Annotated in this window: 14 protein-coding genes; 5 read left to right on the top strand and 9 right to left on the bottom strand. The window is 37.2% G+C overall.

The features are described 5' to 3' along the window. Positions 1 to 85 precede the first annotated feature (85 nt). The 3 genes from FHR29_RS10365 to FHR29_RS10355 are packed head-to-tail and all read left to right on the top strand — an operon-like array spanning position 86 to position 2,681. Positions 86 to 1,072, top strand: coding sequence for a glycosyltransferase family protein (locus FHR29_RS10365; protein WP_021188742.1), 987 nt, complete (start codon positions 86 to 88; stop codon positions 1,070 to 1,072). 6 nt (positions 1,073 to 1,078) lie between these two features. Then, positions 1,079 to 1,786, top strand: a complete 708-nt coding sequence (locus FHR29_RS10360; protein WP_132771371.1) for an FKBP-type peptidyl-prolyl cis-trans isomerase — start codon at positions 1,079 to 1,081, stop codon at positions 1,784 to 1,786. Then, positions 1,776 to 2,681: an aldo/keto reductase gene (locus FHR29_RS10355; protein ID WP_132771372.1), complete on the top strand. Its 906-nt coding sequence runs from the start codon at positions 1,776 to 1,778 to the stop codon at positions 2,679 to 2,681. The genes FHR29_RS10360 and FHR29_RS10355 overlap by 11 nt, the downstream gene beginning before the upstream one ends. 1 nt (position 2,682) lies before the next feature. Here FHR29_RS10355 and kdsB read toward each other — a convergent pair whose 3' ends face one another. From kdsB to hutH, 7 genes are all read right to left on the bottom strand, one after another. After that, positions 2,683 to 3,426 (bottom strand): 3-deoxy-manno-octulosonate cytidylyltransferase, encoded by a 744-nt coding sequence (kdsB, locus tag FHR29_RS10350; RefSeq protein WP_183914415.1) that lies wholly within the window; start codon positions 3,424 to 3,426, stop codon positions 2,683 to 2,685. A gap of 68 nt (positions 3,427 to 3,494) precedes the next feature. Further along, on the bottom strand, positions 3,495 to 4,109 hold the full coding sequence (locus FHR29_RS10345; protein ID WP_021188747.1) for a deoxynucleoside kinase: 615 nt from the start codon (positions 4,107 to 4,109) through the stop codon (positions 3,495 to 3,497). Between the two features lie 18 nt (positions 4,110 to 4,127). Next, the gene (gene trpS, locus FHR29_RS10340) at positions 4,128 to 5,126 is read right to left on the bottom strand and encodes a tryptophan--tRNA ligase (protein ID WP_132771374.1); all 999 of its coding nucleotides are present in this window, start codon (positions 5,124 to 5,126) and stop codon (positions 4,128 to 4,130) included. A gap of 113 nt (positions 5,127 to 5,239) precedes the next feature. Continuing rightward, the gene (hutG, locus tag FHR29_RS10335) at positions 5,240 to 6,199 is read right to left on the bottom strand and encodes a formimidoylglutamase (RefSeq protein WP_183914413.1); all 960 of its coding nucleotides are present in this window, start codon (positions 6,197 to 6,199) and stop codon (positions 5,240 to 5,242) included. Continuing rightward, complete coding sequence (locus FHR29_RS10330; RefSeq protein ID WP_183914411.1) at positions 6,189 to 8,204, bottom strand: urocanate hydratase; 2,016 nt, start codon at positions 8,202 to 8,204, stop codon at positions 6,189 to 6,191. Before FHR29_RS10330 ends, hutG begins: the two co-directional genes overlap by 11 nt. Beyond that, positions 8,201 to 9,454: an imidazolonepropionase gene (gene hutI, locus FHR29_RS10325; protein ID WP_183914409.1), complete on the bottom strand. Its 1,254-nt coding sequence runs from the start codon at positions 9,452 to 9,454 to the stop codon at positions 8,201 to 8,203. The genes FHR29_RS10330 and hutI overlap by 4 nt, the downstream gene beginning before the upstream one ends. Positions 9,455 to 9,457: 3 nt before the next feature. After that, positions 9,458 to 11,038, bottom strand: coding sequence for a histidine ammonia-lyase (gene hutH, locus FHR29_RS10320; protein WP_021188751.1), 1,581 nt, complete (start codon positions 11,036 to 11,038; stop codon positions 9,458 to 9,460). Between the two features lie 283 nt (positions 11,039 to 11,321). On the opposite strand from hutH, the gene FHR29_RS10315 reads away from it, so the two are divergent. Next, positions 11,322 to 12,230, top strand: coding sequence for a LysR family transcriptional regulator (locus FHR29_RS10315; RefSeq protein WP_021188752.1), 909 nt, complete (start codon positions 11,322 to 11,324; stop codon positions 12,228 to 12,230). 70 nt (positions 12,231 to 12,300) lie between these two features. On the opposite strand, the gene FHR29_RS10310 is transcribed toward FHR29_RS10315, so the two are convergent. Further along, positions 12,301 to 13,845 (bottom strand): SulP family inorganic anion transporter, encoded by a 1,545-nt coding sequence (locus FHR29_RS10310; RefSeq protein ID WP_183914407.1) that lies wholly within the window; start codon positions 13,843 to 13,845, stop codon positions 12,301 to 12,303. Between the two features lie 389 nt (positions 13,846 to 14,234). Between FHR29_RS10310 and metA the strand changes: the two genes are divergently transcribed. Next, the gene (gene metA, locus FHR29_RS10305) at positions 14,235 to 15,179 is read left to right on the top strand and encodes a homoserine O-succinyltransferase (RefSeq protein WP_132841624.1); all 945 of its coding nucleotides are present in this window, start codon (positions 14,235 to 14,237) and stop codon (positions 15,177 to 15,179) included. A 130-nt stretch (positions 15,180 to 15,309) separates the two neighbouring features. On the opposite strand, the gene mazG is transcribed toward metA, so the two are convergent. Beyond that, positions 15,310 to 16,116, bottom strand: coding sequence for a nucleoside triphosphate pyrophosphohydrolase (gene mazG / locus FHR29_RS10300; protein ID WP_183914405.1), 807 nt, complete (start codon positions 16,114 to 16,116; stop codon positions 15,310 to 15,312). Positions 16,117 to 16,129 lie beyond the last annotated feature (13 nt).

The following is a 16,129-nucleotide window of genomic DNA, read 5'->3' as shown; positions in this document are numbered from 1 at the left end:
TTTATTAAGAACAAAAAACGTAACCTAAATTTAACTTTATTGTCATGAAAAATTTTTATTTTGCCGATAAATAATCGCGAAGTTTATGAAAATACTTTATGCGGTACAGGGTACAGGTAATGGCCACCTCAGTCGAGCGATGGATGTTGTGCCTTGTTTACGTAATTTTGGAGAGGTTGATGTTTTGGTGAGTGGAATCCAAGCGGATTTAGTTTTACCGTTTGAAGTGAAATATCGCCTGCATGGTTTGAGTTTTATTTTTGGGAAATCAGGAGGGGTAGATCTCTGGAAGACATTTATGAGTTCTACTGTTCGTAAATTTACACAAGAAATCAAATCACTTCCTATAGATCAGTATGATCTTGTAATTAATGATTTTGAACCCATATCTGCCTGGTCTGCTCATATGAAGGATTTTCCCTGTATTGGTTTGAGTCATCAGATCGCTGCGTTAGATGCTTCCAGTCCCAAACCAGATGAGACGGATATGCTGGGTAAATTTATTATGAAGAATTATGCCCCCACGGCGCATGCTTACGGTTTTCATTTTAAAAGCTATAATAAGAACATTTACACTCCTGTCATTCGTAATTCCGTGCGCGAGCTGGATGTTCAGGATAAGGGGCACTATACTGTTTATTTACCGGCCTATGATGATGCACATCTGTTGAAACATTTAATGAAATTTCCAGATATCAGTTGGCAGGTTTTCAGTAAGCATAATTCGCGGGCTTTTGATATGAAGAATGTGGCGATACGTCCTATTAACAATGATGCATTTATTGCTAGTATGGCAAGTTCTTCGGGAGTGCTATGTGGGGCTGGATTTGAAACCCCAGCGGAGGCATTGTTCCTTCAAAAGAAATTGTTGGTGGTTCCAATGAAAAATCAGTATGAGCAACATTTGAATGCTGCGGCACTGGAAGAGATGGGTGTACCCGTTATTTCGAGCTTAAAACAAAAAAATATGCTATCTATAGAGGCTTGGCTAAATAGTAAATCGCGAGTTGTTGTCGATTATAAGAACAATACTCAAGAAATTATTACTAATATTGTGTCAAAACATACTTAAAATTATATGAAATATATTGCTTTGGCATTATTGTCTTTGGCTACACTATCTGTAACGGCACAACAAAAAAAGAAAACTGTAAAGAAAACAACAGCTGTTAAACCATTATTAGCGACTAAAACAGACTCCGTGTCATATGCTTTTGGACGTGACATTGGTGGTACATTGAAAAATTTGGAGATTACAAATTGGAATAAAGAGTTAATCGGTAAAGCAATAGTTAGTGCTCTTGATGGTCAAAATTCTTTGATTGAAGAAGATCAATTGCGCATGGTTATCCAAAGCGCAGTTACCGAAGCGAGAGAAATAAAGGAGAAAGAAAATCTTGCCAAAGAGCAGGCTTTTTTTACAGAAAATGCTAAAAAAACAACTGTAAAAACTACGGAAGAGGGTTTGCAGTATGAAGTATTGGTAGAAGGCACTGGGGAAAAACCGACTCGAGAAAACGAAGTAACAGTACATTATACAGGAACTTTATTGGATGGAAAGAAATTTGATAGTTCATTAGATCGTAATGAACCTCTAAAAATGAAATTAGATCGCGTGATTGAAGGCTGGAAAATAGGTGTTCCTTTAATGTCTAAAGGAGCAAAATATCGTTTTTATGTACCAAGTAAATTAGGATATGGAAGTCAAAACATGGGTGTTATTCCTCCCAATAGCATTTTAATATTTGATATTGAGTTATTGGATTTCGTGAAGGATGCAGTATAATAAGTTAGGTAAATCAGCAATCGAGGTTTCCAGTATCGGCTTGGGGTGCATGTCTTTGAAAGGTAGTAAACACAAGCAGGGGGTTGAAATTATTCGTAAAGCTTTTGACAGCGGTATCAATTTTTTTGATACTGCTGACTTATATGAAAAAGGATTTAACGAGATGCTGGTAGGGGAAGCGGTACAGGACTTTAGAAAACGCATTGTTTTATCTACAAAAGTTGGAAATAGCTGGCGAGCCGATGGAAATGGATGGGATTGGAAAGCATCAAAAAGTTATATCGTGAAAACTGTTGAGTCATCTTTGTCTCGATTAAAAACAGATTATGTTGATCTTTACCAGCTTCATGGTGGTACCATTGAAGATCCTATTGATGAAATTATCGAAGCTTTCGAATTACTGGTTAGTGCGGGCAAAATTCGAACTTACGGTTTGTCTTCGATTCGTTCTAATGTTATTCGCGAGTACGTAGCAAAATCTAATATCAGTGCCGTTATGATGCAGTACAGTTTATTGGATAGACGTTTAGAGGAAGAAATGGGAGCTTATTTATTGCATCATCGTATTTCTGTTCTAGCAAGAGGTGCAGTAGCAAAAGGGATGCTGATCAATAAACAAGCTGAGAATTTTTTGCAATATAGCTCAAGTGAAGTACAGCATATCATTCGCAATCTACATGCATTTGCAAAAAAACACCATGTTAATAATCTGACTGTGGCACTTTCTTTTGTTCTTTCGAATGAGGCGGTTACTGCTGCTTTACTGGGTATAAATACACCCTTGCAATTAACGGAATTGATACAGATTAAAGAGCAAGTCCGTTCCTTAACAGGAGCAGAGAAAATAGAGTTACTAAGCGGTGTTCGTGCATTGTATTTTACAGAACACCGTTGATCTAGGATGTGAAGTACATATGTATAATACGTTCTAAATCTTCTTGTGTGTCTACAGCGATTGTTTCATGCTCTGTTTCTGCTGTTTGAATAGTGTATCCGTGCTCTATCCAGCGCAGTTGTTCAAGAGCTTCTGTCTCTTCTAAAATACTGATAGGCAATTGCGTTAACTCTTTTAAAACATCAGTTCTATAGCCATAGATTCCGATATGTTTAAAATAGTTATGTTTTGATAACCAATTCTTCTGTTCGATTCCTCTTAGATAGGGGATGGTCTGTCTTGAAAAATAGATTGCTTGTCCGGCAATATTGCGAACCACTTTTGGTATATTTACATTAAACAGTTCGTCTTCTGTATGGATTTTTTTGACGAGTGTGGCAATCTGTGTTTCTTCCTTATCGAAGCAGGATGCTAGCAACTCGATCTGTAACGGATTGATGAAGGGTTCATCACCCTGTATGTTGATGACGATATCAAATCCACTTACCTTGGCTATAACTTCTGCACAGCGGTCTGTTCCTGACTGATGCGAAGAGGCGGTCATGATGACATTTCCTGCGAAGCTCTTTACATGTTCAGCTATTCTGTCATCATCTGTCGCAACGATTACTTCATGTAAACAGCTCGTATTTTTAACTTGTTCATAGACACGCTGAATCATGGATTTACCACCAATATCAACTAATGGTTTACCAGGGAATCTGGAAGAGGCATAGCGTGCTGGAATAATACCGATTACTTTCATTTTTTCAGTTTTAAAAGTAAAGCCAGTCTTGCATTAAAACTGGCCTTTCAATGATCTAAATTTTTTGATTAAAACAAACCAAATAATTGCGATTCAATTTTTTCAACGATAGTACCTAAATCTTCCGGGTTTTTCGTGAAATCTAAATTATCTTTATCAAGAACCATTAATTTACCATCCTTATAATTATCAATCCATTTATCGTATTTTTCATTCAATTTAGATAAATAATCCAATCGAATTCCGGATTCATAATCACGACCACGCACTTGAATATTATTAACAAGTGTTGGAACGGAAGCCTTCAAGTAAATTAATAGATCTGGAGGTTTGATATAATGGATGATACTCTGGAAAATATTGCTATAATTTTCAAAATCTCGCGCACTCATTAAGCCCATATCGTACAAGTTTTCGGCAAAGATGTATGCATCTTCATAAATTGTACGATCTTGGATCATATCAATATTTGTTTTTTGCAATTCAACAATTTGTCGAAAACGACTATTTAAGAAAAAGATCTGCAAATTGAATGACCAACGTTTCATATCAGCATAAAAATCCTCTAAATAAGGATTGTTATCTACCGCTTCAAATTGAGGTTCATATTTGAAATGATCCGCTAATAGTTTTGTTAAGGTTGTTTTTCCGGCACCAATATTTCCGACAATAGCAATATGCATATTTTTGGGTTTTAAATCTTAATAAAATCTTTTAATGCCAATGATTTCACGTACTTCTTTCAATGTTTTACGTGCTGATTCACTCGCTTTTTCAGCGCCTAATTTCGCTACTTTAGCAATATACGCATCATCATTTGAAATATCTTCAATGCGTGAGCGTACAGGCTCTGTTGCAATGACCATATCTTCTGCTAACTGTTTTTTAAAATCACCGTAACGAATAGCGCAATTGTTATATAGATCGTTAAAATGTTCTAATGTATCGGGTGCTGACACAACTTTCATTAAATCAAAAAGATTTTGAACAGCTTCTGGTTTAGGTTGGTTCATTTCCGTTGGACCAGAGTCAGATACAGCACGCATTACTTTTTTACGAATTACATCCGCACTATCGGACAAGTAAATACAATCTGCCTCACCATTGGATTTACCCATTTTTCCTTGTCCCGCTAAACCAGGGATTTTAACTAATTTATCTGAATAGGTAAAAGCAAATGCCTCTTTGAAATAATCGACATCGTATAAACGATTAAAACGGTTACCAAATGTTCTGGTCATTTCTAAATGTTGCTCTTGATCTTTACCAACAGGAACTTTTGTGCCATGGTGAATTAAGATGTCGCAAGCCATCAAAACAGGGTATGTTAACAGTCCTGCATTCACATTATCAGGATTGCTGCGCACTTTATCTTTAAAAGCAGTAGCGCGCTCCAGCTCTCCCAGATATGCGTTCATATTCATATACAAATAAAGTTCTGCTACTTCAGGTACGTCAGACTGGACATATATCGTTGATTTTTCAGGGTCTATACCTGCAGCAAGATATTCAACAATCACTTGACGTACGGTGCTTTGCAGACCGTGAGGAGTTGGGTGCGTAGTTAAAGAGTGTAAATCGGCTATGAAGAAATAACAATTATATTCATTTTGCATTTTCACAAAATTGCTCAATGCGCCGTAATAGTTTCCTAAATGTAATTTTCCGGTACTTCTAATACCACTGACAACAGTTTCCATATTGCTTGCGAATTTACGGATAAATTCCCTAAATATAGTTCTAGGAATTTTTTCTTTTGCTTTTTTTTGCGATTAAAAAATGGATTGCTAGCAATTAAATTATAGCAAAAGATTTAACGGTTAACAATATGAAAGAGTAGGTCCGCTGCTAATTTAGCAGTACGATTGTCAATATCGTACGCCGGATTAAATTCTGCGATATCTATACTTATTAATTTTTCTGAAGAAATGATTAGTTGAAAAATTTCTAAGAAAAAAGCATCAGGCTGGATTCCGTTATGGGCCAATGCACTAACTCCTGGTGCACAGCTTGCAGCAAAAACATCTAAATCGACGGTTAGGTAGAGGTAATCTATTCCTGCTATAAGTGACTCAACTTGTTGGATAATTGCCTCGCTATTTGCCTTGTGAAAATGTTGAGCTTCTATCCAGTTTATCTGATAATCTTTTACCGCATCAAATAAAGCTTGTGTATTGCTGATTTTTTGTATTCCGATAGGGAGGTAATTGATTTTTTCTTCTTGCTGTGCAATTTGGTAAAAACCTGTACCGGAAGTTGCAATTTCCTGTTCTGGTTTTCGGATATCAAAATGGGCGTCAAAATTAATGATCCCGAGTTTATTGCGGGAATACGACTTGAGTCCTAGATAATGACCAAAAGTAACTTCATGACCACCCCCTAATACCATTGGAAAGCCTCCGCGTTGCAGTATAAGTTGGATAAAATAGGCAAGAGATTCTTGCGCATTTTCCAGTTGATGGTCGGAACAATAAACGGTCCCGGCATCAACGAGTTTCGTTTTTTTATCTCGAAATACTGGCAGGTTTGACAATGCTTTTATTAAAACTTCTGGTCCTTTTGCCGCACCTGTTCTTCCTAGGTTTCTTCTAACACCTTCATCGCAAGCAAAACCCAGTATGACATAGCAATCCGTAAGATCCTGTTCATTATTAAGATCGATACATGTGATTACCTGATGCCAACGCAGATGTTCTTCGCTTGTCCCATCTATACGTCCTGTCCACATTTTTCTATCTGCCGGAGTATAATGTTTCTGGTTTTTAGTTTTCATAATCCTTGAAAATTTGGTTCATCGTGTCTGTATCAACAAGATTTGCTAGGGTTACTTTCAACGTAGTAGTACGTTTTAATTCTACTTCTATAGCCTGTCTTGCGGTGTCATTTTGAGCCCATGCTCTGCGGGCAATACCATTATTAACATCGTAAAAAAGCATATTTTCAAGTTTTCTGTCTGCATCTTCGGAACCGTCAAGTAATAAGCCGAAACCACCGTTAATCACCTCGCCCCAACCAACTCCACCACCATTATGGATAGAAACCCAAGTAGCGCCTCTAAAGCTGTCACCGATTACATTATGAATGGCCATATCGGCTGTGAATTTACTGCCGTCATAAATGTTACTTGTTTCCCGGTATGGTGAGTCTGTTCCACTTACATCATGATGATCTCTGCCCAAAATAATCGGACCCTTTAGTTGACCATTTCTTACCGCAAGATTAAATGCTTTAGCAATTCGAATTCTACCAATAGCATCAGCATATAGAATCCGGGCCTGTGAACCGACAACCAGTTTATTTTGATCTGCTTGTTCAATCCACTTGATATTGTCAGCTAATTGCTGTTTAATCTCAGGGTATGCTGTCTTTTTTAATTCCTGAAGTGCCTCAAGTGCGATATGGTCTGTTGTCTTTAAATCTTCTGGATCTGCTGTCGAACATACCCAGCGAAATGGACCAAATCCATAGTCAAAACACATGGGACCTAAAATATCCTGTACGTAAGATGGATATCGGAAGTCAATACCATTACTCGCCAATACAGCGGCTCCTGCGCGACTACTTTCAAGTAAGAATGCATTTCCATAATCGAAGAAATAAGTACCACGCGCGACATGGGCATTAATAGCGTCGACGTGACGGACTAAGGATGCCTGAACTTGTGCCTTAAATACATCGGGCTGTTCTGCCATTAGCTTATTTGATTGTTCAAAACTTAGTCCGATCGGGTAGTAACCTCCGGCCCAAGGGTTGTGTAATGAGGTTTGGTCAGATCCAACTGAAATATAAATATTAGCATCTAGGAATGCTTCCCATATTTCTATTATATTGCCTATGTAGGCTATGGCGATAATTTCTTTATTTTTAATAGCTTGTTGAACGCGTTCTATGAGATCGTCCATGTTCTCCATTAAGATGTCCACCCATCCTTGTTTATGCCGTTTGCGAGCAGCGGCAGGATTAACCTCTGCACATACCGTGATGCACCCTGCAATATTTCCCGCTTTAGGTTGTGCACCACTCATGCCTCCAAGACCTGATGTTAAAAAGACTTTCCCGTGGATTGTATCTTCTTTTGACAAATGTTTTCGGAAGGCATTCATAACTGTGATCGTGGTACCATGTACGATTCCCTGTGGTCCGATGTACATATATGAGCCCGCCGTCATTTGGCCATATTGTGTAACCCCCATTGCATTAAAACGTTCCCAGTCATCGGGTTTGGAATAATTGGGAATCATCATGCCGTTTGTAATGACAACCCTTGGAGCATCTTTTGAAGATGGGAATAACCCCATTGGATGGCCACTGTACATATGTAGGGTTTGTTCGTCATTCATTTGGGCCAAGTATTGCATTGTAATTAAATACTGTGCCCAGTTCTGAAAAACAGCTCCGTTTCCACCATAGGTAATGAGTTCGTGAGGATGTTGCGCTATTTGTGGATCTAGGTTATTTTGTATCATTAACATGATGCTACGCGCCTGTAGGCTGTTTCCAGGATACGCTTCAATTGGTCTAGCATACATTTCGTAGGTAGGGCGGAAGCGGTACATGTAGATTCTGCCAAATAGCATCAATTCCTCTAAAAATTCTTTTCCAAGTTCTACATGCCACTGCTCTGGAAAATAGCGTAATGCATTTTTAATGGCTAATTTTTTTTCATCTTCCGATAGAATATCCTTTCGCTTAGGAGCATGACTTATGTTTTTATCATAAGAAACTTTAGGTGGTAGACTAGTTGGTATTCCTTGTAGAATTTCTTCTTTAAATATCATGATTCTTTTCCTTTCGTATAGATATTAATTCCCTTTTTCCATACCTGATCAGGTTTTAGTGTTCCTTGCATGTATGTAATATTTTGATAATTATTGGTTTTGTAAATAGCAAAATCTGCAAGTTCACCTGGCTGTAGACGACCACGGTCCGTCAGATTTAAAGCTAATGCAGCCCTAAATGTTATTGCAGCGAATACTTCAGCATTGGATAATTTTTCTGTAGTAGCTAAAATCGTCGCTTGGGTCATTAATTGTCCCATTGGAGCAGATCCGGGATTCCAGTCAGTGGCAATGGCTAAGCTAGCGCCTTGATCAAGAAGTTTTCTGGCAGGGGTAAATGCACATCCAATTCCGATTGATGCACCTGGTAAGGCGACGGCAACGGTATTGCTATCGGCCAGAAGTTTAATTTCTGTTTCATGTGATGCCTCTAGGTGATCTGCACTAATTGCATTATACTGAACCGCAACTTTCGATCCTGACGTGGAAAATTGATCTGCATGTACCGTGATATCAAAACCCATTTTCTGCGCCTTAGTAAAGTAATTTTGAATATCGTCGGCAGAAAAGGCGCTTTGTTCGATAAAAGCATCAATTCTATTGGAAAGCTGCTCTTCTTTTAATATAGGGAATAGTTCAGATGCTATTTCTTCAAGATAGTCTACTGCAGTGCCTTCATAGTCTTTGGGCTTCATATGTGCTGCTAAGCAAGTTGGAATGAGATCAACGGCTATGGATTCTTGTGCTTTTTTTATAGCTCGCAGTATTTTTAACTCTTCTTTAACAGATAAACCATAGCCACTTTTCACTTCAATGGTGGTGATACCTTGTTTTATAAGTGCCTTTGAACAGTTGATAATATTTTTGATCAGTTCAGCTTCACTTGCATTTCGGGTATGTTGTACTGTGCTCCAGATACCTCCACCAGCTTTTGCAATTTCGAGGTAACTGACACCGGCATTACGCAGGGCAAAATCATTAGCTCGATTCCCTGCAAAAGCAATATGTGTGTGACAATCGATATAGCCGGGAACACAAACAGTCTCCTCTTCTATGATTACTAAAGTTGCATCATGAGCATGATTCTCCCTTAAACCATCGTAATTACCAATAGCTGTTATTTTTCCATTTTCCGTTAGTATACCAGCGTGTTCTTTAATTACGAGTTGCTGGTCTGAAAGCGCTCCTTTAACCGGAACATTTGCCAATGATAACAATTGTGAGAAAGGACCTATTAATTTTTTACCCATAGTTTAATAGTTGTTGAAATATTCCTGATGAACACCGTGATAAGGTATACCTTGCTTATGTGCAATTTGTTTTGCTTCTGTAATCAAAGTTCCCGAAGAAATAAGCTGTTGAGCAGCTTGAAGTATCTCTTCCATAATTTGATCTTCTTTGATATGTGGAATCGATTTTCTGATCTTTTGGTGTACAGCCTCAATGATAGGCGTTGACTGTAGCGGTCTGTGAAAATCAAAAGCCTGGGCCGCACAAATAAGTTCTATACTTAATATTTTACTAACATTATTGATGACCTGCAATAATTTTCGGGCACCGATGGATCCCATACTCACATGATCTTCCTGACCTAAAGAAGTAGGTATGCTATCTGCACTGGATGGAAAACAAAGCCCTTTATTTTCACTTGCTAATGCTGCTGTACTATATTGTAAGATCATAAATCCAGAGTTCAGGCCTGTTTCTTTGAGGAGTAGTTTTGGTACATTGGGCGTATCGCCTTCTAGTGACAGATATACACGTCTATCGGAAACATTGCCGATTTCTGATATCGCCAATGTTGCATAATCAATAGGAAGTGCAATTGGCTGTCCATGGAAACTACCGCCACTAATGGTTAGTTCGCTGTCGATGATGATCGGATTATCGGTTACGGCATTAATTTCAACTTCTATGGTTTCTTTTAAATGAAGCCATGCATTGCGAGAAGCTCCATGTATTTGTGGAATGCAGCGTAAAGAATATGGATCTTGAACACGAGAACAGTTTTTATGTGATGTAACAATTTCTGAGGTCTCTAATAAGTTGAAGATCGTACTTGCTACATATTTATTTCCTTTGTATGGTCTCAGTTCATGCAATTGTGGAAAGAAAGGTTTAATGGATCCATTTAGCCCTTCAATCATCAATGTGGCAACCAAATCTGCATTATCTAAGAGATTTTGCATTTCCACGACCGCTTTTACGGCATGAGCTGCCATAAACTGGGTTCCGTTAATGAGTGCTAATCCTTCTTTGGCTCCTAACGTAATCGGGCTGGTGTCAAATCGTGTTAATATTTGAGCTGTTGGAAGAATTTCACCTTTATACCAGACTTTTCCTAATCCTATTAAAGGTAAAAATAAGTGCGAAAGAGGGGCTAGGTCTCCAGAGGCACCCACTGATCCTTGTTTAGGAACCACTGGAACGATATCCTGATCAATAAACCATAGAATGCGCTCTAACGTGCTTAGTTGAATACCTGAATATCCTTTTGCTAAGGCATGCGCTTTTAAAATTAACATTAATTTAGACAATTGCTGATCGATGGGCTCTCCTATACCTACTGCATGGCTTTTTAGAATATTTTCTTGTAGTTTTTTAGTATCTGCAGGATTTATCAGCGTAGTACAAAGTGGACCAAAACCTGTGTTTATACCATATACTATTTTACCGGAATCAACAATTTCTTGAACATATTGTGCACTTTGAACAACTTTTTTTACTGTTTGTTCAGTTAATTGACCTTTAATATTTCCATTCGCTATCTGAATTGCTAGCGAGCTGGTCATGGTATCTTCGCCGTACTGAAATTTTTTAGTTTTATTTACCATTAGAATAAATTATTATGTTGATTAAGGATCGTCAAAATCTGTCTATCCTTTCCATTTGATTTATACGTTGCTTTTTAAGAGGGAGTGACCATTATTACACTTTTGCATTTTGAACTATTTATACATGAATCGTACTTAATTATTTAGAAAAAGTTGCCTGTGTATTGGTTTTGTTTCCTAAACGTTCTATCGTGCGTATAGCTGTTAATCTCATTCCGTTATTTCAAATTTAACTCCTATATTTAATAATTATAAATACCAATTTTGGCAAGTATTGATTACTATGAGTTATCAAATAGAATTAAGGCATCTGTATTATTTTAAAGTTTTGGCAGAGGAGTTACATTTTAGAAAAGCGGCAGAAAGGCTTTATATTTCTCAACCTGGCTTATCTCGTCAGATTAAACAGATGGAAGATATTTATAGAGCAACTTTATTTGATAGAGGGAAACGGTATGTTCGACTTACAGCAGCAGGCTTTTACCTAAAAAAGGAGGTTGATATTTTATTTAATCAAATGGATAAAATAGCTCGTGAGCTTCGTGTTATGGGATCAGACGATATCACTGAACTTCGTCTTGGGTTTATCGGTTCAGCAGTACAATCTATTCTTGCTAAAGTACTGGTTCGATTAAAACAAGATTTTCCTGCAGTTGAGGTGGACTTACAGGAGCTTTCTAATGAGATGCAGATTACCAAGGTGTTGAAGGAAGAACTTGATTTTGGACTCGTGCGTTTGGATAATTTTCCAAATGGGATTCGTCATATCGCAATCATCAAAGAACACTTTTCGTTGGTTATTCCTCACGATTATCCCATTCAGACGGCAAATTTTAAAACATTAAATGATTTTAAAAATGAACTGTTTATTCTGTTTTCCAAAGATTATAGTCATTCTTATTATGATCTGGTGATGAGTATTTTTAGAGATGCTTCATTTGAACCGCATGTTGCTTTGCGGACGGTAAATGCTTTGACAATTTTCAATCTTGTAGAGCAGGGTTTGGGTATTGCAATTGTACCGGCATCTTTAAAAAAAGGATATACTTCTAAAGTAAATTTTATTGATTTAAACCATATTGAACAGCGAACCACTTTATCATTAATCTATAATGCGAATGTAAATCATGCAGGAATTGATCTGTTTTTAAATGTTATTCAGAAGGAATTGAATTTATCGGATGAAGATTAAACTATAAAAGTCCATACTAAATCAGTATGGACTTTTATAGTTTAATCGTGTATGGCTATTCAGCGGTGTTTTAATGAGCACTACCAACTAATACATATCCGAAGAATTCTCTAAACGAGTCGGGGTTGTCCACTGTTCCTCGTTCGGAAATAAGTTTTATGTTGATATTGTTGTTTTTTGCTTTTACTTTAAATTCATCTAAATACTCAATGATATCGTAATCTAATATTTTGGTTTTGCGCACGTCTAATTCTAAGTAAGAACCAGGCTGTAATCCATCTAATTCTTTTACGATCGCTCCTCTATTGACAAAAGTTACCTCTTCTGCAAAATTCATATGAAAAACGTTTCCTTCCTTGACCAGCATAACATGGGAATTATTATAGGATTTGATAAGTGACACAACTACTGCTACAACTAAACCGACAATAATACCTTTAAGGAGATCTGTAGTGAGTATACCAACTACTGTGACTACAAATGGAATTAATTGATCTTTTCCTAATTTTTTCATGTCCAAGAATTGTTTTGGGTTGCCTAATTTGTAACCGATAACCAATAGGATTGCTGCTAAAACTGCATTAGGGATTAAATTAAGGAATGCAGGAATGGAGATGACACTGAGTACAAGCAAGAGACCATGAACAATAGTTGATAGTTTTGACACTCCACCACTCATCGCATTAGCTGATGAGCGAACGATAACTTGTGTAATAGGAAGCCCACCTATTAAACCTGAAAATGAATTACCTATTCCTTGTGCTATTAGCTCTCTGTTGGTTGGTGTCTGACGTTTTAGTGGATCTAATTTATCGGTAGCTTCTACGGATAATAAGGATTCTAAAGAGGCTACAATGGCGATGGTAAATGCAATTTGCCATACCATTGGATTTGCTATTCCATTTGCGAAATCGGGTAGTGTAAATTGTCCCAGGAAGTCGGTTACTGTTTCAGGTACAGGTACTTTGACCAGGAGGTCCTGATCAATAGAAAATACTTCATGGTTTGTATCTCCAATCGTGATCTGGTAAATAATACCAACAATTACAGCAATAAGGGAGCCTGGTAACAATTTGAAGAAGTTGGATTTTTTACCAAGAAAATTATCCCATATAATAAGTATGGTTAAGGAAATAATTGTCATGATTATAGCTCCGGTAGTAATATCAGATGCATCAAAATTTTTGAACGAAAATTTCTCTGTGTATCCGAATGCCAACGGAATCTGTTTTAGGAAAATAGATATACCGATAGCGCATAACATACCCTTAATAACGGATGAAGGGAAGTAATATCCAATTACGCCTGCTTTTAATAATCCAAGAACAATCTGTATTAAACCGGCTATAACCACTGCGACTAAAAAGATATTGTATGCCCCTAGGTCTGTGATAGCGGTATAGACGATGACCACTAGGCCTGCCGCTGGTCCTGATACTCCTATGGTAGATTTTGATAGCAGTCCTACAAGGATACCGCCTATAATTCCCGCGATAATTCCGGAGAAAACAGGCGCCCCACTCGCCAGAGCGACTCCTAAACAGAGTGGTAGAGCAACAAAAAACACAACAATACTCGCCGGGATATCTTTTTTCCAATTTTGTAATAGGTTCATAATTAAGAGTGTTTAATGTATTCTTATCATACAACTATCGTTCCTGAGAAAGGTTTTAAAAAGCAATAAAATTTATGTCGGGAGGTATTATGATTTATAAAGAGTGGGGGGCAGATTTTCATTCCTGTGTCAAGTTTTTTTTTCTGGTAGATGTGTTTTTAATATTCGATGGTAGCTCTTAAATCGCCTAAAGAGTTGTGTTTTATCGTAATATTAGTGGTTTTAAGTGTTTTTGAGCAATGGACATCATAATTTTAAGGATGTATCGGTCTGTTTTAAAATCAGTTCTAATTCTATTTATTATAGCTATTATCAACGATGGGTGAGATAACTCATTTAAATTTTTTTATCTTTATGCTCAAACTAAACCAAGGTGAGGGAGGAAGCATATGCCAGTCAAAATACCAGATAATTTGCCAGCTATTGAGCTATTAAAAAAAGAAAATATTTTTGTGATGAGTGATCTTAGAGCCAACGAACAGGATATCCGTCCGATGAAGGTTCTAATTTTGAATTTAATGCCTTTGAAAATTACAACAGAAACTGATTTTATCCGGTTGCTGTCTAATAATCCTTTGCAAGTAGAAGTGGAGTTTTTGAGATTAGATACTCACATGTCTAAAAACACACCTCAAGAACACTTGGAAATGTTCTATAAATCGTTTTCTGCAGTGGAAGATCAGTACTATGATGGGATGATCATTACAGGTGCTCCAGTAGAGATGATGCCATTTGAAGAGGTTAACTACTGGGATGAAGTGACTCGTATTTTTGATTGGGCAAAAAAGCACGTGACGTCTACACTTTATATTTGTTGGGCATCGCAAGCGGCACTTTATCATTTTTACGGCGTTGAAAAAACACCATTAGCGGAGAAACTGTTTGGAGTATACAAACATACTACTTTAGATAAAGCTAATCCTCTATTTAGAGGTTTTGATGATGAGTATTTTATCCCGCACAGTAGACATACGACAATTTTAAAATCTGAAATTGAAGATAAACCAGAAATTGAGCTTTTGTCTGAATCTCCTGAAGCAGGTCTTGCGATACTATCATCACGAGGTGGACGTGAATTTTATTTAACTGGTCATTCAGAATATGCTCCACTTACTTTACATACTGAATATATGCGTGATGTGGAGAAAGGATTAGAAATTGAGGTGCCAGATAATTATTATTTAAATAATGATCCAGCACAGTCACCATTAGTAAGGTGGTCTGGTCATGCGAATTTGCTATTTAATAACTGGTTGAATTACTATGTTTATCAAGAGACTCCTTTTGATTTAAATGAACTTGAATCTTTGGAAGAAATTAAGAGACAAAATTAATATTAGCTTTTAAGCTATCATGAGCAAGCTCGATCTTGTACTGTATAATAGTGCGGTACAAGATCGAGCTTTAATTTCTTTATAGCAGGATGTTTCGGATCTGTTATGAAAAATAAACTTCTATTTACAGTTAGCTTAATTTTTTAGCTTCATTCCAATAAATATCCATTTCTTCCAGTGTCATGTCTTGGAGATTTTGTCCATTTTGATTAGCTCTTTGCTCAAGGTAGGTGAAGCGGCTAATGAATTTTTTATTGGTTCGTTCCAGTGCATTTTCAGGATTGATACCAATGTGACGTGCATAATTTATTAATGAAAAAAGCAAATCACCAAATTCGGCCTCAGCCTTATTTAAATCTGACTCTTCGGGTTTATCAATGTCATATTCAGCTTTGAACTCCGCTAGTTCTTCTTCTACTTTTGCCCATACTTCTTTTTTATCTTCCCAATCAAACCCTACACCACGTACCTTATCCTGTATACGATAGGCTTTAACTAAAGCAGGCAGACCTTTAGGTACGCCGGATAAAACAGATTTGTTTCCTTCTTTTAATTTGAGGGTCTCCCAATTCTGTTTAACCTGTTCTTCATTTTCTACATCAATATCGCCATAGACATGGGGATGACGGCTGATTAATTTATCGCAAATGCTATTGAGTACATCTACTATCGTAAAATGGTTTTCCTCTTCTGCTATACGTGCATAAAAGACCAGGTGCATCATAACATCTCCTAGTTCTTTTTTGATTTCGGGATAATCTTCATCTAAGATAGCGTCTGTAAGTTCATACAACTCTTCGATGGTTAGATGACGTAAGGACTGCATGGTCTGTTTCTTATCCCACGGGCAAGCTACGCGAAGTGTATATAAAACATCCAATAAACGTTGAAAAGCCGTAGCAGGAGTAAACTCAATTGCAGGAATGGGGTGACTCATATTGAAAAATTTA

This window comes from Sphingobacterium sp. JUb56 (assembly GCF_014191365.1).
In the GTDB taxonomy this organism is placed as follows: Bacteria; Bacteroidota; Bacteroidia; order Sphingobacteriales; family Sphingobacteriaceae; genus Sphingobacterium; species Sphingobacterium anhuiense.
Note: the sequence above shows the minus strand (reverse complement) of the source record. Positions and strands in the feature narration are given on the sequence as shown.